This is a genomic window from Frankia sp. Allo2, assembly GCF_000733325.1.
In the GTDB taxonomy this organism is placed as follows: Bacteria; Actinomycetota; Actinomycetes; order Frankiales; family Frankiaceae; genus Frankia; species Frankia casuarinae.
Map to the genome: position 1 here is coordinate 41069 of NZ_JPHT01000001.1, position 19220 is coordinate 60288.

The following is a 19220-nucleotide window of genomic DNA, read 5'->3' on the forward strand; positions in this document are numbered from 1 at the left end:
GCCAAACTTGGGAACAACCATGTGAGCCAGCGAACCGGCGTGAGCGCTCCGTACCCGGACGCGCGCCCCGACTTGGGCTAGTGCCGTCATTGCGGCACCGCCACAGCGAGAGGAGCCCGGCGTGTCCGAGCAGGTCAGCACACTGACCGTCACCGACAACCGCACCGGAAAAACGTATGAGATACCGGTTACGGACGGCGCGGTACGTGCGAGTGCGTTTCGCTCGATCAAAACGAGCGACGACGACTTCGGGCTGATGNCGTACGACCCCGCCTTCACGAACACGGCGAGCTGTAGGAGTGCGATCACCTACATCGACGGTGACGCCGGCATCCTGCGCTACCGCGGCTATCCGATCCAGGAGCTGGCGGAGAAGAGCAGCTTCCTCGAGGTCGCCTACCTGCTCCTCGCCGGCGAGCTTCCCTCCGCCGAGGAGCTGTCGACCTGGGAAGACGAGATCACCCATCACACCCTGGTCCATGAGTCGATCAAGAAGTTCATCGACGGCTTCCACCACGACGCGCACCCGATGGGCATGCTGGTCTCCACGGTAGGTGCGCTGTCGACCTTCTACCCGGACGCCAAGACGATCGACGACCCGGGGCTGCGCCGGCTGCAGATCGTCCGCCTGATCGCCAAGATCACGACATTGGCGGCGTTCTCCTACCGGCACTCGGTCGGTTTCCCGTACGTCTACCCGGACAACGACCTGTCCTACGCCGGCAACTTCCTCAACATGATGTGGAAGGCCACCGAGCTCAAGTACGAGCCGGACCCCAACCTGGAGCACGCCCTCGACGTGCTGTTCATCCTGCACGCCGACCACGAGCAGAACTGCTCGGCCAACGCGATGCGCGCGGTCGGCAGCTCGCAGGCGGACCCGTTCTCGGCGGCCGCCGCCGCGATCTCCGCGCTCTACGGTCCGCTGCACGGTGGCGCCAACGAGCAGGTGCTGCGGATGCTCTCGGAGATCGGGTCGGTCGAGAACATCCCCGCCTTCATCGCCCAGGTGAAGGACGGCAAGAAGAAGCTGATGGGCTTCGGCCACCGGGTCTACAAGAACTACGACCCGCGGGCCCGGGTGATCCGTCAGGTCGCCGACGAGGTCTTCAAGGTCACCGGCACGAACCCGTTCCTCGACCTGGCCATGGAGCTGGAGCGGATCGCGCTGGAGGACGAGTACTTCGTCGCGCGCAAGCTCTACCCAAACGTCGACTTCTACACCGGCATCATCTACCAGGCGATGGGCTTCCCGGTAGAGATGTTCCCGGTGCTGTTCGCCATCGGCCGGATGCCGGGATGGCTGGCGCAGTGGGAGGAGGGTCTACTCGACCCCGAGCAGAAGATCGCCCGACCGCGCCAGCTGTACATCGGCTACGACCAGCGGTCGTATGTCCCGATAGACGACCGTAGCGGGGTCGGGGACAGCGGGATCGACCCGATCGCGGCCCAGGCGGCCCAGGCGGCACCGGAGCGCCCGCTGCGCTGACCGGATGCGGCCCCACCGGGGCCGCGGCGTCTCCCGCGGCCCCGGCCCTTGTGGTTGGCCGGCGGCTCCCGCCGGTTCCCGGCGCCTACAGGTGCTCGACCACCTACAGGTGCTCGACCACGTAGTCGATGCTCGTGGTGAGCGCCTCGACGTCGGCCGGCTCGACCGCCGGGAAGCAGGCCACCCGCAGCTGGTTGCGGCCGAGCTTGCGGTAGGGCTCGACGTCGACGACACCGTTGGCGCGCAGCACCTTGGCCACGGCGGCGGCGTCCACCCCCTCGAAGTCGACCGTCACGACGACCTGTGAACGCGCGGCCGGGTCGGCGACGAACGGTGTCGCGTAGGAGGTCTTCTCGGCCCAGGTGTAGAGGATGGACGACGATTCCGCGGTCCTCCGCACGCACCAGTCCAGCCCGCCCTGGGCGAGCATCCACTCGATCTGGTCGGCGAACAGGAACAGCGTCGCGACTGCCGGGGTGTTGTAGGTCTGGTCCTTGGAGCTGTTGTCCCGGGCCGTGGTGAGATCGAGGAACGGCGGGNTCCACCGGTCCGTCGCGGCGATCTCGGCGAGCCGGTCGATCGCCGCCGGGGACACGAGCGCCGCCCACAGGCCGCCGTCGGAGGCAAAGCTCTTCTGCGGCGCGAAGTAGTAGACGTCCACCTCGCGCACGTCGACCGGCAGCCCGCCGGCCCCCGAGGTGGCGTCGACCAGGTGCAGGGCGCCGTCGTCCGCACCCACCGGCCGGCGGACCGGACGGGCGACACCGGTCGAGGTCTCGTTGTGCGGAGTGGCGTAGACGTCGATGCCCGCCTCCGGCGCCCAGTCCGGATGCGTACCGGGCGGCGAGGAGATCACCGACGGCNCGGCCAGGAACGGCGCGCCCTTCGTCGTGTCGGCGAACTTGCCCCCGAACTCGCCGAAGACGAGGTGCTGGGAGCGGGTCCGGACGAGGTTGAAGGCTGCCGCGTCCCAGAAGGCGGTGGCGCCGCCGATCCCGAGCACGACCTCGTAGCCCTCGGGCAGGGAGAACAGCTCGGACAGGCCTGCCCGCACCCGGCCGACCAGGCTCTTGACCGGCTTCTGCCGGTGTGAGGTGCCGAGGTAGGTCGCCCCGCTCGTGGCGAGGGCCTCGACCGCCTCGGGACGGATCTTCGACGGGCCACAGCCGAACCGGCCGTCCCGGGGACGCAGCCGGTCGGGCAGCACGATCGCGGGAGCGTCAGCCACGGCTGACCCCCGGCAGAACGTCACCGAGCGGGCGCGGAGCGGGGCCCACGTACCGCGCGGACGGGCGGATCAGCCGCCCGGTGCGTTGTTGTTCCAGGATGTGGGCACTCCAGCCGGCGGTGCGGGCACAGGTGAACATGGACGTGAACATATGGGCCGGCACCTCGGCGAAGTCCAGCACCACCGCCGACCAGAACTCGACGTTGGTCCGCAGCGGGCGATCCGGGAACCGATTGGTCAGCTCCTCGATCGCGGCGGCCTCCAGCGCCTCCGCCACCTCGTAGCGGGTCGAGCCCAGGTCACGAGCGGTCCGGCGCAGCACCCGGGCCCGCGGGTCCTCGGCGCGGTACACCCGGTGCCCGAAGCCCATCAGGCGCTCCTTGCGGTCCAGGGCGCGGCGGACGTAGCCGAGGGGGTCGCCGGTGCGCTCGACCTCGTCGAGCATCGCGAGCACCCGGGACGGAGCACCGCCGTGCAGCGGACCGGACAGCGCACCGACGGCAGCCGACAGCGCCGCCGAGGCGTCCGCGCCGGTCGAGGCGACCACCCGGGCGGTGAACGTCGAGGCGTTCATGCCGTGCTCGGCGGCCGAGACCCAGTAGGCGTCCACGGCCTGGACGTGCCTGGGATCCGGTTCACCACGCCAACGGATCATGAACCGCTCGGTTATCGTCCGGGCCCGGTCAACCTCCTTCTGCGGCACCGCCGGCTGACCAAGGCCCCGCGCGGACTGGGCGACGAACGACAACGCCACGACCGATGCCCGGGCAAGATCGTCCCGTGCCTGCTCCGGGGTGATGTCGATCAGCTGGCCCAGGCCCCAGTAGGGCGCGAGCATCGCGAGCGCGCTCTGCACGTCCACCCGGATGTCACCGGAGTGCACCGGGACCGGAAAGGGCTCGGCCGGCGGCAGTCCGGGCTCGAACGCCCCGTCGACCAGCAGCCCCCAGACGTGGCCGTAGTCGACCTTGCCAACAAGGTCTTCGATGTCGACGCCGCGGTAACGCAGCGCGCTACCTTCCCTGTCCGGCTCGGCGATCTCCGTCTCGAAGGCGATCACACCTTCCAGACCGGGCTTGAAATCGCTTGTTTTCTCGGCCATCGAGTCCGGATCTCCGCTTCTGTCTCTTGGNCCCACCGGTTCTGTCTCTATGGTCCCGCCGGCGGCCCGTCCGCGTCCTGCTTCGTCGGTGCTGCTTCGTCGGTGCTGCCTGCTTCGTCGGTGCTGCTCCGTCCGATCCTGCCGTGAGGCCTCCCAGCGCGCCAGGGCGCAGGTGCCCCGCGATGCTCCATCCAACCCTTATCTGGGGCCGACCGCGCACAGACCGACGCACCGGGCAACGCGAAACCCATAAAATATGACGTAAGTCACAGCAGTTTTATCTATCATATTACTATTTATACGAATATGCCGAAAGTCGTGAATGGAAAGTTTGGTCAACTGAGATCATTCCGCGCTACGGTCGGGCCTCGTGCCTGGAACGCCTGACCGGCGGCAGTCACGCAGCGCGAACACGACGGGAGGATCATGGCGTTCGTCTTCATCAGTCATCGCGCAGCGGACATCGCACCCGCCGAACGGTTGGGCCGGGCGATCGGCGCGGCGGGGCACGCGGTGCACCTGGACCGTTGGGAGATACGCATCGGCGACACCGTGTCCATGTTCATGAATGAGACGCTCGCCGTCGCCGACTTTCTCGTGCTCGGATACTCAACGTTGGGAATCCACACGCCGTGGATCGTCCAGGAATGGCTGCCCGCGCTGGCCGATGATCTCGCCGCTCGCGGTATCACCCTGGTACCAGCATTGTTGTCGGGGTCGTCGGGCGGCGACGCGCCATATCGGCTGGCCGGCCGACGGNGCACCGACCTCACGGTTCGCTGGGACCTCGGCGTCCGCGAGATCCTGGCCGAGCTCTCCTGACCGGGACGACGGACCCTGGCCCGGCGGGATCACTCTCGGGGCCGTCCCGCTGGGGTGCGCGGCCTGCCTGGCAGGATCGGGGCGTGGCCCCAGCCTCCGCTGCCGACGAGCCGCCGGTGGGCGGTCCGGACCCGGACGTCCCCGATCTGGACGTCCCCGATCCCGCCCTGCTCCGCCAGGGCTACCGCGCCGGTCGTCTGGAGCCGGAGCATCTCGCGCCGACCTGGGTCGAACAGTTCGCCGCCTGGTTCATCGACGCGGCCACCCCCGGGGTAGGCGTTCCGGAGGCCAACGCGGCCGTGTTCGCGACGGCATCCGCCGCTGGGCGGCCCAGTGCCAGGACCGTGCTGCTCAAGGGGTTCGACCAGCGGGGCTTCGTGATCTACACGAACTACGCCTCGCGCAAGGGCCGTGAGGCCACCGAGAACCCCTTCGGCTCGCTGGTCTTCCCCTGGTACGCCCTCGAGCGCCAAGTCGTCGTCATCGGATCGATCGAGCGCGTGAGCCGGGCCGAGACGGAACGCTACTTCCAGTCGCGTCCGCATGGTTCGCAGCTCGGCGCCTGGGCCAGCCACCAGTCGACGATCATCGAGTCCCGTACGGTGCTCGACGACCGCGCCGCCGAGCTCGCGGCCCGTTGGCCCGAGGGCACCCGGGTGCCGACACCGGAGTTCTGGGGTGGGCTACGCATCGTGCCGGACACCGTGGAGTTCTGGCAGGGCCGCGCGGACCGGCTGCACGACCGGCTGCGGTACCGGCGGGTGTCGGTACCGGCCGACGGCGGCGGCACGGACTCCCTCGCCGTCGCCGACCCGGACGCCACCGGTGTCCGGGTCGGCGATGCGGGCGGCGGCGATGCGGGCGGCGGCGTCCCGACCGCGGCCGAAGATCTCTGGGTCGTCGAACGCCTCGCCCCTTGAAGTCTCGCCGATCTTGGGAGAACTTTGGCTGAGGGCGCGTACACAAATCCACAGGTGCCGGCTCCGGTGGCTCTGGCTGGGCCCCGTCCTCGCATCGAGAAGACCCTGCCTTCTGGGCGCTCTCCGTTGTAGCTGTGACTACTGTTCTCGTTCCCGTGCTACTGGTCCACGGCACCGGACAACGAAATGCTGACGCGAGTGAACTGAGGTGCGGCCCGTTTCTCGGACACCAGCAAGATCATCCGTAACTCGTAGCTGCGGGACCTCATCCAGGACCACCTCGCCATACGGTGGAGGCCGGAGCAGATCTGCCAGGCTCTGCGGGCACGGTTCCCCGGGCTCCAGTGTGTTGAGCTGGTGGCCGTTTGATCCTGCCGCCTGGGCGTGTGAGGGCGGGGCCGGGAAAGCAGTGATCAGGACGCCGGTCAGGTCAGGAATCTGGCCTAAACCGCGGAGAACAAAGGGATTTTCGTTGGTCTTCTCGTCGACGTCGACCTGTGTCAGGAGCACGCCGCAGGCGTGGGCGAGGCCTTCGGGCAGGTGCACGTGGCGGCTGCCGTGCTGGGGGCGCATCGTCGTTCCATCTACCGTGAGCACGCGCCGTACCCGGCCCGCCCGCCATGTCGGGCGGTGTGGGGCGGCGTCGAGGGCCGCCAGTGAGCCTGGATCCAGGCTTCGGCAGCTCTTTCCAACGCCGCCCGGTGCGGGCGTCCCGGGCCCATTCCCCTTCCCTGTCGAACATGAAGTGTCGAGAACTCCATGATCGACAAAGGGGTCGCGCCCGTCCTCCGTCCCTCTTCGACCCAACAGTTCCGCTACGCCGGACCCGGCCCGCCGGGGACGAACGGCGCGTTGCTACCTTCTTGGCTGCAATCGCTCCTGCCCGCAATCAACGTGCTCGGCACACGTCGAGGAGACGGATTTATGCGTATCACCAGAATGCGTGCCGCGGTGGCCGGCGTTCTCGGCATGGCGACCATCGCACTGGCCTCCCCGGCGCTCGCCGAAACTCCGGAACCGTCGCCCACCGCCATCGCGACGGCCACGGCCGCCGTCACCCAGTCGAGTCCGTCCCCCCTCGTCTCCGACACCCCGACGGCGACCCCGAAGACAGGGCCGTTGGCCGGCCTGGACTCGGCGGGCAAGCCGACCGGGTCGGCCGGCCCGACCGCCACTGCGAGCCTCGATCCGAGCGCCACGCCGAGCGCCACGCCCACCGACGCCGCGGCTCTGATTCTGGACGCGACGGCGAGCGCGGCGTCCTCCGCGACCCCGACCAACGGCACCGGCAAGCCGACACTCGATGGTTTCCTCGACCTGCTGCCCTTCAAGGTCCCGCTGGACAAGCAGATCAACAGCATCGACGACATGGACGTCAACCCGTTGTTCCTCACCTTCACCTGCGACGGCTCCGTCCCCTCCTGGAAACTGAAGAACACCGCGGACAAGGCCTTTGGATTCGGCTGGTTCGACACCAGCCTGCACGGCGGGATTCTGGACATCGGGCCGAAGCAGACCGTTGACCTCCCCTCGAAGGCACTCGCGGTAATCGGCTCCCCCTGGGACGCCAAGACCAAGGTTCTGCTCGTGACCGTGCCGACGGTCGGTGTCTCCAACTGCACGGGCGGATCGGCCCCGCCGCCGCTCGCACCGCCCGCTCCGCTACCCGTCGCGGTGCCCGCCGCCACGAGCGCCGTCCCGGCCGATCCGCACTACACGCGATGAGCTCCGGACCTGGTCCCAGGATGGCCGCGGGCGCCCTCGCGGCCATCCTGGGTGGCGTCGTGCTGACCGGCTGCGGCGACGGCGCCAGGAACGCATCCACCGATCTCTCCCCGCAGGTGCGCAACCAGCTCGCCGCCGCCGCCGGACTCGGCCAGGGAAAGAGCACCGTGGTCACGGCCGTGGGTGCCAGCGTCGACGTCTACAGCGCCCCGACCGACACCCAACCCTCCTCCACTCTGGCCAGTCCGAATGAGAACGGCGTCAAGCGGGTCTTCCTCGTCCAGGCCAAGCTGTCGGGATGGTGGCAGGTACTGCTGCCGGTGCAGCCGAACGGCAGCACCGGATGGTTGAAGGCGGACCAGGTCACCGCGTCCGAGACGCCGTACCGGCTGGTTGTCTCCCGCAGCAGGCACCGACTCCAGGTGTTCAGCAACGGGACGCAGATCGCCGAGGAGCCGGTGGGGATCGGCACCGCCGACACCCCGACGCCGGGCGGGCGTTTCTATCTCATGGAGCTGCTCAAGCCGCGTGATCCGAACGGTCCGTACGGGCCGTATGCCTTCGGGCTCAACGGCTTCTCGACATCACTCAGCTCGTTCGGCGGCCACAAGCCGGTCATCGGCGTGCACGGGACGAACGAACCAAAGCTCATCGGCAAGGACGTCAGCCACGGATGCATCCGCCTGAGCAACGACGCGATCACCAGACTCGCCCAGACCGTTCCCCTCGGCACGCCGATCGACATCGTCGCCTAGACGAAGATCGTCACCTAGACGAAGATCGGTAACGAGGCCCTTCCCGGTGGAGGATCGCCGGGGCCCGGACGGACTATGCGTCCACCGAGGCGGACGGGTCCATGGTGGGACGGGCCGCCACGGCGATCCGCAGATCGTTGACGAAGCCGGCGTAGACCTCGTCACGGCGGGCGGGNTCCGCCCNTAGCACCGCACTGGGATGCAGCGTGGCGAGCAGCTGAGCCCCGGAGCCTGCCGGCCCGGGGNGCAGCCGGCCACGCATCTTCGTCACCCGGAACGACGGTCCGAGCAGCGACATGCCGGCCGTAGCCCCCAGGATCACGACGATCGCCGGCCGAACGAGGTTGAGCTCCGCGGATAGCCAGGGACGACACGCGGTGACATGCCGCAGGTCCGGGGTCTGATGGATCCGCCGCGGACCGTTGCCGGTGCGATACCGGAAGTGCTTGACGGCGTTCGTCGTGTACACCTCGGCACGGTCGAGTCCCNCCTCGCCGAGGGCCCGGTCGAGCAGCTTGCCGGCGGGGCCCACGAACGGCACACCCCGCCGGTCCTCGATGTCGCCCGGCTGCTCGCCGACGAGGGCGAGCCAGCTATGCGCGNGGCCGACCCCGAAGACCGTGCGGGTGCCGGGCAGTTGTGCGAGGTCGCATCCCTGGCAGTCGGCGGCGGCCGCCGCCAGGGTCGGCAGGTCCGCCCGTGGTGGTATGTGTACGGGCTGCATGCTCATCCACCGATTCAACCGGACGGGCCCTCGCCCGTCCGCACGAGCCCTGGGAGACCCGGTGTGCCGGGAACCCGGTGCCGGGGGTGCCGGGGGTGCCGGGGCCGGATATCTGGCCCCCGGCGGTCGGGGCAAACCACGGGACCACCCCCACAAAATAGCGGCGTGTCATCATTCAACTACACAGCGTTTGCTGTTGTGCTGTACGGGTGACGCTTGCCGTGGAGTGGGATCGGGGCTTCTCCGACGCCTGGTCGCAAATCGCCGCGACAGCCCCGAAAATTGGCCTTTTCCTCGCGATCTGTCTGCTCGGTTGGCTGTTGGTTCGGGCGGGTACGCGCCTCGTCACCCGGTTGACCGAACGCGCCGGCCTGGATCGGATCATCGATCGCGCCGGCCTGCCGCGGCTACTGCACCAGCCGGCCCCGAGCGTGCGTGCGGGCGGGCTGCGGGTGCTCATGGGCATCGGCCTGCTCGGCGTGCTGCGGATCGCGCTGGGGGTCTTCGGACCGAACGCGGCCGAGGACACCGTGACCGATCTACTCGCTCTGCTGCTCCACACCCTGCTCGCGACGCTGGTCATCATGATCGGGGTCGGCCTCGGCCGGGTCGTCCGGACCTTCGTCACGGAGGCACTACGCGACCTCGCGTACGGACGGGCGGCCGGCAACATCGTGGCCACCGTGCTCGTAGTCGCCTTCGGCAAGGCGGCGTTGGACGAGGTGGGACTCGCGACGTCGGTCACCACACCGCTCCTCTGGGCGATCCTGGCCTCCCTCACCGGTGTGATCGTCGTCGGCGTGGGAGGCGGCCTCATTCGACCCATGCAGATCCGATGGGAGGAGATCCTCGATCATGTCGAGGACACCGCCGCCGAGGCTCGGGCGAAGTGGCACGATCGCCGCCCCACCACGGTGCCCCAGGTATCGTCGGTCTCNCNCCGCCCGNCCACNCCCCACGGCTNCCCGGGTCCCGCCGGTCCCACCGGTCCCCCGAGCCCACACACCTCCCGGGGACACGCAGACTCCCCGGGACACACAGACTCCCCGAGGCACACAGACTCCCCGAGGCACGCAGACTCCCCGGGACACACAGACTCCTCGGCACACGCGCCGAAACAGCCGCTGCCACCGCCGGCCGTCGCCTCGCCCCGACCCCCGATCCCGCCACCGGGTGAGGGACCACTGTCCAAAACCGGCTCCTCCGAACGACCTCCACCGTCCGCGGTGGACGAGCCCCCGCCGACCGCCGACCGACCGCTTCCGGGGGGACCCACGTAACGTGTGGTCCGTCCCCCACGTCCCGGTCGCGTCGACCGGTGGATGTGCGTTCGGCGAACTGCGGCGCGTTCGGGCCCCAGGTGGGGCACTCTGGAAGAGGACGGACGGTAAAAGTCGGTCACTGACCTCGACCACGCATATCGCCCTGACCCGGACACCTGACCCAGCCAGGGGACCCCGCCGGATCGGTCCGCATGTGGCCGATCCTCACGGCGGAAACCTCATCAACGTCACGAGTGGCGAGCGGAGGGACATCTCGGTGGACGAGCTCTCGGATATGGAGCGCTCCCGACTGCTCCTCGGCTGGCTGGCGGCGCGGCGTGCCGTGGACAACTGTCTGTCGGACCTGCTCGCCGCCGGTCCCGCCGGGGAGCGGCGGGTACGCGAGTCACTCGCTCTCGTGGACGATCTGGAAAGCCGCGCCCAGGAGGCGTTCGACCGTTACCGCACGGCCGCGGAGAACACGGAGGCACGGTCATCGGGCCGCTGGGTACCTTCCGACGCGGATCGTCCCAGACTCAATGTGGTCCGCGCCCCCGAAGGCGATCTCGCTCGTAGTAGATCGAACACGAAGAGCAATCACCGACACCGGTGACGCCCGGGGCGCTGGACGCGCGTCAGAATGGCCCTCGTGCCAGCCGTCCGTCGCCGCCGCGTCGCCGCGGCCTGGCTCCTCGCCCTCCTGGTTCCCCTTCTGCTGACGACGTCCGGCTGCGGCGTGCTGGAGGGTCCCCGACGTGGTCATGTGGTCCTGGCCGCCACCCCCGCGCCGACCACGGGTCCCGATGCATTCGAACGCTCCGGACGGGGCGCCCACATCCGGGTGACCCTGCCCCCGTCCGACGCCCCGAAGCCCTATCCCCTGCTCGTGGCGCTGCACAGCCTGTACTACGACGGCACGGATCCCGAGCAGCACTGGGACCTAGACGGCCTCGCCCGTACCGCCGGCCTCGCCGTCGTGTNCCCGGACGGCCTNAACAGGGCATGGAACGCTGGANCCTGCTGCGANCCCGCCGTGACCAACCATACCGATGACGTCGGCTGGCTACGCGCGTTGATCGCGCATCTCAGCGAGCACTACCCGATCGACCGGAACAGGGTCAGCCTGATCGGTCTGTCCAACGGTGGCATGCTGGCCTACCGGTACGCCTGCGAACACGGAGACGAACTCGCGGGCATCGCCGTCGTGGCGGCCAGCCGTCAGGTGTCGGACTGCCATCCGGGCGCCCCACTGACCGTCGTGGACGTCCACGGCGGGGCGGACGGCCATATCCCCTACCAGGGGACCCCCTGGTCGCCGGTGCTACGGACCGCGATCACGTCGGTCGAGGAGAGCATGATCCCGTTCCGGTCGGTGGATCGCTGCCCCGTCCCGAGCCGGCCTACGGACACTGTCCTCACGGATTCGGCCGGCGTGCCATGGCACGCTCCGGTGGCATCACCGTCCGCGCTGAGCGTTGGAACGGATGCGGACGTGGCCGCGCCCGTCGCCGTGCCCCCAGTGCACCCGGCAAGCGCGCCGGTGAACCCGGCAAGCGCGCCGGTGAACGCCGCCCCGCGGGTCCTGATGCCGAGTGCCGTCCCGGGTGTGCCCGCGAATTCGACCGCAGTGACGTCACCGGCCGTCGCCCTGCGCAAGGAGACCCCCTGTGCCTCCTCGGCCCGGGTCGTGCAGTTCCTGCTGCCCGCCTTGGCCCACGGCTGGCCGGCCGTCTCCGGACCGGCCGCCTTCGCCACGGGCAGGGTGATCTGGAATCTGCTGGCTCCGGCCCGTTCCGCGCGGCCCGGCCCACGGATGTGACCCATGACGGCCAGCCGGCGGGGACGGATCAGGCCGGCGCGAACGACGACCGCAGTGCGCCCATCAGCGTGTTGAGCGACGCCAGGACGTTGGTCGACACTCGCGCGATGAGCACGTACACGGCACCGGCCACCGACACCGTGCGCATGAGGTAGGAGACCCGCTGCCCCTCCCGGTCGTACGAGCCGGCAAGTTCCTGGGTGGGCTGATCGCTGGTGTCCGTCGCCGGACCGGAATGGTCCCTGGTCAGACCGGGGACCGTGTTGAACTCGGCGGACTGGACCTGCGTGAGCGCTGCCACCGGATCCTGCACCGCGACCCGGGCCACCCCGATCATCTGCGGTCCGTACTCCGAGACGGTGCCGGGCTCGCCGTAGAAGATGCCGGTGTTGTCGCGCCGCTGCTTCCACACGGGCGGGTGGGAGAAGGTGGCCTTCTGCACAGTGTCGGTGAACGAGGTCCAGTCCGCCGGCACCGCGATCTGGCCCGCAGCCGCCTGACCGCCAGCTGCCTGACCGCCAGCCGCCCCTGTGCTTGGGCTGGGCGCGGCCGCTGCGGGGCCGCCGGACGATGCTGCCGTCGGCGCCGGGACCGCATTGGCGGTCCGGCCGCTGGGCCGGACCTTTTCCCAGACGGCACCGGCCCCGACGCCCACCCCGAGTGCCACGGCCAGCACCACCAGGGCCACCCCGACCCGATGCAGGAAAGGCATGGTGTCGGAATCACGATCTCCCTGTCGGGAATCGCGAGCGTCGTCATCGTCGGGGAAATCGGCTGTGCCCGCGGCGGAGGCCAGGCTCCCCGAGCGACGCGCCGCGACCCGCTGATCGGCTCCGAACCGCGCCGGACTCGGCCGGCTCCGCCCCGCGCCCGGCGGGTAAGCCTCGGGCCGACCGGGCCGACCGGGCCGACCGGGCCGATCAGGATCGGTGCGGTCGGCATGGCGTCGGTCGAGTCCGAGGTCGTCGCCGGCATCCCTGCCGTAGGGCATCCGCGGGCCTGTTCCACCGTCTCTCATCCCGGCGCCGCCGGTCGGCGGACCGCCTGTGGAGGCACCGTCGGCCCGACGTGTCGGCATCGCCGTTCTGGCCCGCGGCAGACCGACCTCATTCTGCCGATCCGGTCCACCTCGTGGAGCCGACCTTCCATCGGTAGCCCATCCGGGTGGTCGACGCCCGGGAGTGGAACCGGGTGCGGGTGCGGGAGTGGGAGTGGAACCAGGAACGGCTCGGGACCGCGGGCTCTCAGCCCGAGCGGNCCGAGCGGNCCGAGCGGGCGGGNCGAGCGCCCGGCGCATCGAGGTGCCGGTGGACGGGGAATCGATATCCTCGGGCTGTATCGAACTGCCCTGACGTGGACTGCCATGGCCGGGATCGCCATGGCCGGGATCGCCATGGCTCGCCGGTACCGGGTGGTAGGGCCCGGTCACCGGGCCCGCGGCGTCATATGGCCCGGTCGGAGGGCCGTAGCCGCTAGGCCGCGGATCCGGCCCCGCTGGTTGGTACGGCTCCATCGAGGGACCCCTGCCGCTCCCCTGATAGTAGGGAGACTGCCGGTCGTCGTCGTCCCACTCGGTCCGTCGCACACCGTCCGTCACCAGACGACCTCCGATCCCGAGCTCCGCTTGCGTCCACCCGTGCCACCGGTGTACCACGGCGTTGCGTCGACGTTGCGCGAGCTTAGTTGACAGTAGCCCCCCGAAGGCGTAAAGGGATCGGCCAGGCACCTCGCCGGTCACCCACTGATCTGCGTCGATATCCTCCCATGTCATCAGGCACATATTTCAGGGGGGACGCCACATGAAGGGCTTCAGGCAGTTCCTGATGCGAGGGAACGTCGTCGACCTGGCGGTCGCGGTCATGGTCGGCACCGCCTTCACCGCAGTGGTGACGTCGCTGGTGAAGACCATCTTCACCCCGCTGATCGCCGCGATCTTCGGCAAACCCGACTTCTCGGCCCTCACCTTCACCATCAACGGCAGCGTGTTTCGGTACGGCGAGTTCATCAACAGCGTCATCGCATTCCTCTCAGTCGCTACAGTGATCTACTTCGTGGTAGTACTCCCCCTGAACACCATCAACGAGCGGCGGACGCGGGGGCAGGTCCCGCCGGAGGAGGACCCGGCACTCACCGACGAGGCACGCCTGCTCACGGAAATTCGTGATCTACTGGCGGAACACCGTCCCACCGGCTGACCCAGCTGACCCAGCCGGGCCGGGCCGGGCCGGGTCGGCCCGGGTCGGGCCGACCCGGCGCGGCGCGGCTCCACGCCGGATCGCTTACCCGAACGTTGGTCGGCATTCAGGAATCGCTCAGGCTTTCAAGGGAAAGTGCCTACCATGACACCGCGTCTCCCCTTCAGCAGTAGCGCCGAGGCCGCCCCCGGGGGCGGCGGCAGGGAGGGGTCCGGCGCCGGGCATGACTCCCCCTCCCCCTGGGCTCCGCCCATCGGCAGCGCGGCCGGGACACCAGCCGGCCAAGCTCACCCGGCTGGTCCCGCCAGCTCCGAACCCGACCTCCCGGCGGGCCCGCCTTCCCGTCCGCCCGGCTCGCCGTACAGCCAACCGCCGGCGCTGGGGCCATCCTCCGGCCAGCATCCTCAGTATCCGAATCCCCATCCCCCGCATGGGGATCCTCGTCCGTATCCGGATTCTCCGTACCCGGCCGGGCCGTCCCAGGCCAGCCAGCAGCAGGCCGCGTTCTCCGCGGGAAGCCCACCTCCGGCGGCGCCGCCCGGCGGCCCGTGGGGACCACCTTCAGGCCCGCCACCCAGTGGTCCCGCTGCCCCGAGAGCTCTGAACGGCGCGGCCGGCCCCGCGGGCCCCCCCGCGGGACCCCCGACCGGAGGGCATTCCTGGGGACCGCCGTGGAGTTCCCCGAGCGGCGCCGGCTCGCCACCCGCCCAGGACCTCTACGGCAACGGGACAACCATGGCCGCCTCGCCGCCTTGGCGCCGACGGCGGCTCGTCGCCGCCGGACTCGCCATTGCCCTGGTCTCAGCTGGTGTAGGTGGCGGTGTCGGAGCGCTGGTCGCCGATAACAACGGGGGGCAGACCATCGTCACATCCGCCGGTCTGCACAACACCGTGGACAGTTCCGGTGGAACGTCGCCGGCAGCCGCGAACACCGTGTCGGCCGCGGCGCAGAAGATCCTGCCGAGTGTCGTGACAATCTCCGAGGAATCGAGCAGCGAGTCGGGCACCGGCTCCGGCACCATCATCCGTTCGGACGGGCATATCCTGACGAACAACCATGTGGTCTCGGGTGCCGCGAACGGCGGTTCGCTGACGGTCACCCTGCAGGACGGTCGTACCTTCGATGCGCAGGTCGTAGGCACGGATCCGAGCTCGGACCTCGCGATGATCAAAATCAATGCCACCGGTCTCACTGCGGCCACGTTCGGCAATTCCGACACGCTGAACATCGGGGAACTGGTGGTAGCGGTCGGCAGTCCGCTCGGGCTGAACGGTACGGTCACGTCCGGCATCGTCAGTGCCGTGCATCGCCCGGTGCGCACCGGGGATTCAACCGTGCGGGATCAGCAGAACACCGTGCTCGACGCAATCCAGACCGACGCATCGATCAACCCCGGTAACTCCGGTGGTCCGCTGGTCAACAGTCGCGGCGAGATCATCGGCGTGAACAGCGCGATCGCGACCGTGGGTGGTGGAAGTCCCTTCGGTGGCGGCCAGCAGTCCGGCAACATCGGCGTCGGTTTCGCTATTCCGGGCAACTATGCCGAGTCGGTGGCCACCCAGTTGATCTCCACGGGAAGCGCCCGGCACCCGTACCTGGGCGTCAGCGCCTCCACCGCGGAGGAGAACACCCGCTCCACCGCCTCCAGCGGCAACGGTGCACAGATCCGCTCCATGGTTCCGGGTGGACCCGCCGAAAGGGCCGGCCTTCGCACCGGCGACGTCATCACGAAGGTCGGCAACCGTGCCGTCAACGACGTCGACTCCCTCATCGCGGCGGTCCGGTCCCACGCCATCGGCGACGAGGTGGAAGTGACCTATACCCGTGATGGACAGAGCGGCACCGTCAAGGCCCGGCTCGCCCAACAACCACCGGCATCCTGAGCTATGTCCCGACCCGCAAGAAGCATGGTGCCATCCGGCGGAAGGCCGCGAATGGCCGGTCCGGTTCCGAACGCCGGTTCCGCCGAATTGGTGACAGATTTCGACTTATACTCATTGAAGGCAGATTCGTCCATGGCGGATTGGTCCCGTCTCCGACGGGACATGGCCACCCTGCCGTGGGACCTACCAGGCAAAGTAACCAGCCGTAGTCGATGAGGATCAAAGTGCGACGGCATCAGTAGTCAAGCGTTATCGACTGTCGAATCGGCGACAACAAAATCTTCACGACGTTCACCCGCTGCGGGGGACGAACTTCTAGCATTGGGACTGCCTCACCGGGCTACCGATGGGGCGATGCCGGCCCGTTCCGGGGCCGCCGCTAGTCCCCGGGGAGAAGCTGAGTATGGACGACGACGCGGACCTGGTGGCCCGTGTCCGACGTGGTGACCGACAGGCGTTCGACGATCTCTACGATCTGTACGCCGATGATGTCTTCTCGATGTGCCTGCTGATTCTGGGCGATCCCACCGTGGCCCGCGCAGCGGCCGGGACGGCGTTCGCCCTCGTCGCCCGCACTCGTCTAAATCCTCTGAGCGATCCCACCCGGCTGCGGTCCTGGCTACTCGAGCTTGCTCGAGGAAGCGCTCTGGCCTGGTCTGGATCGCCCCAGGCGCGCAGCATCCCGGTACCCCATGGAGTCTCGCCCGAAGAGCTCCTCGCCGGTGCCGTGGTTCCGGCGCCAGCGAGTCTGCGGGTCGGCCTCGCGCGCACCTTCGATCGCGCCGCTGTCGCGGCTGTAGCCGCAGCCTCAGCCGCCAGTCGGCGGGCAGCGGCAGCGGCAGCGGCAGCGGCAGCCGATACTGAGAGCGAAGTCGGCGAGACCACCAAGGAGACACCGAAGGTCAATCTCGTCAAGGTACCGACGGCTCCACCCAGCGGTGACAGGTACGCCGACGCCGAGAAAACCATCATCGCCGCCACCACGCACTCCGTGCGTGTACTCCCGCTCATGCGCATGGACTCCGACAACGACCTCACCGACGCACCGCAGACTCATGCTGGCCGCGGCAGCGCGGGATGGCGCAGGCGGTCGGCGGTGGCAGTCGCCGCGGTGACGGCCATCGCCGTCGCCGGCCTCACGGCGGCCATGAACTGGCCCACCTCCGATGCCCAGCTGCTGTCGGAGGACGAGCCGAATATCACGCAGGTGACGCAGGGGCAGGTGACGCAGGCACCGACCCCGGACGCGATACGTCCGCCCATGCCTGCGGCCGCACCCAGCAATGCGGCCGCGACGTCCTCGACAGTCGTCCCGACGGTTGCCGGAGCGTTTACCAGCCGGGCTGCATCGCCCGGAGGCTTGGAACCACACCTCATGGAGCCCATCGCGCGACAGGTCAGCAAGCCCTCGCCCTCCGCCACCCACCGTCCCGACCCTGCTTTTGTCAAGACGCCTGCGACATCGCCTCCGTCCTCGCCATCCACCGCCCCGGCGCCACGCACGCCGACGACGGAGCCACCGACCACGACTCCTACACAGCCGCCAACCACGGCTCCATCGCCAGCCAGCAGACCCACGACGGCACCCACCAGCACCCCACCCTCGACGACACCGACCGGGGTGGACGCTCCGACGCCGACGTCCCCGCCGAGTGGCAACCCCGGGAGCCCAAGTACCGGACCTGCCCCCAGCAGTTTCTCCACCGGAGGGACAAGTTCACCCAGCACGGGCGGCTGGATCACCAATACGATCACAATACCGCTGCCCATTTTCATCTAGTCTTCTCTCTCTAGTACACATTGCACAACAATGTGGGTACGGGCATACTCAAAAGCTGCCAGGTCGAGAGACGTTAAAAGGCCCGAGATCCGCCGAGTGCCGATACTCGGCCTAGAAGGGACTGCGGTTCGGTCCCGGACCCGTCGGCGCCATAATCACGCATTGCCCACGCAGGGTCCCCGGCCCCGTTCTCCGCCAGTATGTCGAAAAGAAATATGCCGCAGAGTTTCTCGCCGATGAGCTGGCATAATTGGCTACCTCTCACGGAAGATCATCACCGTGTTCTGGCTGTGCTCGCGTACTTGAAATCCCGCGCACTTGAAAGGATGNCAGGAGCCAACCGAACACATGGTCGATTCTGCGTCACACTCGCCACGGCGTCAACCCCTACGCCCGTCGAGGAAGACCGCACCGCGGAACAGCGCATGACTTGCGGCTGTGGCGACCGCATCCTCAAGCAAACAGAATTCTCGATGTCGCCCCCGCTGACGATCTATAACGCGATCTACGCTGAGATGGTTCGCCCACCAGACGCGGTTGACGATGGTCCCATCGCGCGCCATAATCGAACACATGTTCGGTAAAGATCTGGAGACGGTTCCCCTCCCTGCCCTCGAGACGGAACTCTGCAGCTGGGCGGGTCGACTGGCTGCCGCCACCTGCCGTTGGCTGATTCTGCTCGCTGCCTTCGATCGCCGCAAAGGTTGGTCCGCCAGCGGCATGCCGACCTGCGCGCACTGGTTGTCCTGGCGGTGCGGACTCGGACTTCGCGCCAGCTACGACTACCTTCGAGTCGCCCGAGCACTAGAACTCCTTCCCCTCATTCGCGAGTCCTTCTCCAAAGGAGAGATCTCCTATTCAAAGGTTCGGGCTATAACACGTGTCGCCGAGCCGGAGACGGAAGCAAGGTGGGTTGAGCAGGCCGCACAGTGCACAGCGCAGAAGCTCGAGAGACTCGTGTCCTTGCATGCCAAAATCAATCATGATCAAAAAGATGAGAACGGGGGGCGCGACGAAGATGGCCCGAACAATACGCGGTGCTCTTGGCGGTGGAACGAAGATGGAACATTTTCACTGTCCGTCCGCCTCGATCCAGCCCGTGGTGCGATCATTGAGAGCGCTCTCGTCATGGCCATGTCAAGCCTGCACGACTCCCGAGACTCTAACCGGGAAGATTCTTCCACGACATCCGATGCCGAGGGCTCGATCAATGACACCTCGATAACACACGCAGGTCCTGAGATGAAAGCCGATGCCTTGACGGCTATGTCCGAATCTTTCCTCTCCACCGGCGCTCCCACGCTGATGAGCTCCACATCTCACACGATAAATGTACACATAGATATTGATACACTTATCGGTTCAAGCCGAGAGAACCATGGATCCCCCCTCCAGCGACATGAAGGGAATGGACTGAATACCCGAAGGTGTGATATGAAGGACCATATCCCCGTTCTACCGAACGTCGTTCGAAGACTGTCCTGCGACAGCCTCCTTCGGACACTTATTATAGAC

General features: G+C 68.3%; 15 protein-coding genes and 1 pseudogene (1 of these 16 cut by a window edge). 11 read left to right on the top strand and 5 right to left on the bottom strand.

Translation table 11 applies throughout. The features are described 5' to 3' along the window. The first annotated feature begins 121 nt into the window (after nucleotides 1–121). Nucleotides 122–1489 (top strand): citrate synthase, encoded by a 1368-nt coding sequence (locus ALLO2_RS00190; RefSeq protein WP_084588311.1) that lies wholly within the window; start codon nucleotides 122–124, stop codon nucleotides 1487–1489. Between the two features lie 103 nt (nucleotides 1490–1592). Here the strand turns inward: ALLO2_RS00190 and serC are convergent, their stop codons facing one another. Next, complete coding sequence (serC, locus tag ALLO2_RS00195; protein WP_035728978.1) at nucleotides 1593–2717, bottom strand: phosphoserine transaminase; 1125 nt, start codon at nucleotides 2715–2717, stop codon at nucleotides 1593–1595. After that, on the bottom strand, nucleotides 2710–3819 hold the full coding sequence (locus ALLO2_RS00200; protein WP_011434557.1) for a citrate synthase 2: 1110 nt from the start codon (nucleotides 3817–3819) through the stop codon (nucleotides 2710–2712). The genes serC and ALLO2_RS00200 overlap by 8 nt, the downstream gene beginning before the upstream one ends. Nucleotides 3820–4245: 426 nt before the next feature. Here ALLO2_RS00200 and ALLO2_RS00205 point away from each other — a divergent pair, with 426 nt between their 5' ends. From ALLO2_RS00205 to ALLO2_RS00220, 4 genes are all read left to right on the top strand, one after another. Further along, nucleotides 4246–4641, top strand: coding sequence for a toll/interleukin-1 receptor domain-containing protein (locus ALLO2_RS00205; RefSeq protein WP_035728979.1), 396 nt, complete (start codon nucleotides 4246–4248; stop codon nucleotides 4639–4641). A 116-nt stretch (nucleotides 4642–4757) separates the two neighbouring features. Further along, nucleotides 4758–5561 carry a pyridoxamine 5'-phosphate oxidase gene (gene pdxH, locus ALLO2_RS00210; RefSeq protein ID WP_035729252.1) on the top strand — a complete coding sequence of 268 codons (804 nt, stop codon included), beginning with the start codon at nucleotides 4758–4760 and terminating at the stop codon, nucleotides 5559–5561. Between the two features lie 924 nt (nucleotides 5562–6485). Further along, complete coding sequence (locus ALLO2_RS00215; RefSeq protein ID WP_011434553.1) at nucleotides 6486–7286, top strand: hypothetical protein; 801 nt, start codon at nucleotides 6486–6488, stop codon at nucleotides 7284–7286. A gap of 20 nt (nucleotides 7287–7306) precedes the next feature. Beyond that, nucleotides 7307–8041, top strand: coding sequence for a L,D-transpeptidase (locus ALLO2_RS00220; protein ID WP_023840613.1), 735 nt, complete (start codon nucleotides 7307–7309; stop codon nucleotides 8039–8041). A gap of 73 nt (nucleotides 8042–8114) precedes the next feature. Here the strand turns inward: ALLO2_RS00220 and ALLO2_RS00225 are convergent, their stop codons facing one another. After that, on the bottom strand, nucleotides 8115–8765 hold the full coding sequence (locus ALLO2_RS00225; protein WP_051874752.1) for a UdgX family uracil-DNA binding protein: 651 nt from the start codon (nucleotides 8763–8765) through the stop codon (nucleotides 8115–8117). 209 nt (nucleotides 8766–8974) lie between these two features. Here ALLO2_RS00225 and ALLO2_RS00230 point away from each other — a divergent pair, with 209 nt between their 5' ends. The 3 genes from ALLO2_RS00230 (at nucleotide 8975) to ALLO2_RS00240 (ending at nucleotide 11846) form a co-directional block, all read left to right on the top strand. Continuing rightward, nucleotides 8975–10045 carry a hypothetical protein gene (locus tag ALLO2_RS00230; protein WP_232234803.1) on the top strand — a complete coding sequence of 357 codons (1071 nt, stop codon included), beginning with the start codon at nucleotides 8975–8977 and terminating at the stop codon, nucleotides 10043–10045. A gap of 259 nt (nucleotides 10046–10304) precedes the next feature. Beyond that, nucleotides 10305–10640, top strand: coding sequence for a hypothetical protein (locus ALLO2_RS00235; protein WP_023840611.1), 336 nt, complete (start codon nucleotides 10305–10307; stop codon nucleotides 10638–10640). A gap of 27 nt (nucleotides 10641–10667) precedes the next feature. Beyond that, nucleotides 10668–11846, top strand: coding sequence for a PHB depolymerase family esterase (locus tag ALLO2_RS00240; RefSeq protein ID WP_035728981.1), 1179 nt, complete (start codon nucleotides 10668–10670; stop codon nucleotides 11844–11846). Nucleotides 11847–11874: 28 nt separating this feature from the next. On the opposite strand, the gene ALLO2_RS00245 is transcribed toward ALLO2_RS00240, so the two are convergent. After that, nucleotides 11875–12558 carry a hypothetical protein gene (locus ALLO2_RS00245; RefSeq protein ID WP_082456665.1) on the bottom strand — a complete coding sequence of 228 codons (684 nt, stop codon included), beginning with the start codon at nucleotides 12556–12558 and terminating at the stop codon, nucleotides 11875–11877. Between the two features lie 1087 nt (nucleotides 12559–13645). Here ALLO2_RS00245 and mscL point away from each other — a divergent pair. Next, complete coding sequence (mscL, locus tag ALLO2_RS00250; RefSeq protein WP_011434546.1) at nucleotides 13646–14041, top strand: large conductance mechanosensitive channel protein MscL; 396 nt, start codon at nucleotides 13646–13648, stop codon at nucleotides 14039–14041. Between the two features lie 735 nt (nucleotides 14042–14776). After that, nucleotides 14777–15925, top strand: a complete 1149-nt coding sequence (locus ALLO2_RS00255; RefSeq protein ID WP_023840609.1) for a S1C family serine protease — start codon at nucleotides 14777–14779, stop codon at nucleotides 15923–15925. Nucleotides 15926–16978: 1053 nt separating this feature from the next. On the opposite strand, the gene ALLO2_RS25240 is transcribed toward ALLO2_RS00255, so the two are convergent. Next, nucleotides 16979–17668: a hypothetical protein gene (locus tag ALLO2_RS25240; protein ID WP_035728982.1), complete on the bottom strand. Its 690-nt coding sequence runs from the start codon at nucleotides 17666–17668 to the stop codon at nucleotides 16979–16981. Nucleotides 17669–18278: 610 nt separating this feature from the next. Here ALLO2_RS25240 and ALLO2_RS23780 point away from each other — a divergent pair. Continuing rightward, a pseudogene (locus tag ALLO2_RS23780) lies at nucleotides 18279–19220 on the top strand (DUF222 domain-containing protein); it runs 399 nt beyond the window's last position.

Excerpts from the sequence above, each read along its gene's own strand:
- mscL (WP_011434546.1), top strand. The coding sequence starts at position 13,646 with ATGAAGGGCTTCAGGCAGTTCCTGATGCGAGGGAACGTCGTCGACCTG.
- ALLO2_RS00245 (WP_082456665.1), bottom strand. The coding sequence starts at position 12,558 with ATGCCTTTCCTGCATCGGGTCGGGGTGGCCCTGGTGGTGCTGGCCGTG.
- ALLO2_RS00215 (WP_011434553.1), top strand. The coding sequence starts at position 6,486 with ATGCGTATCACCAGAATGCGTGCCGCGGTGGCCGGCGTTCTCGGCATG.
- ALLO2_RS00200 (WP_011434557.1), bottom strand. The coding sequence starts at position 3,819 with ATGGCCGAGAAAACAAGCGATTTCAAGCCCGGTCTGGAAGGTGTGATC.
- ALLO2_RS00220 (WP_023840613.1), top strand. The coding sequence starts at position 7,307 with ATGGCCGCGGGCGCCCTCGCGGCCATCCTGGGTGGCGTCGTGCTGACC.
- ALLO2_RS00255 (WP_023840609.1), top strand. The coding sequence starts at position 14,777 with ATGGCCGCCTCGCCGCCTTGGCGCCGACGGCGGCTCGTCGCCGCCGGA.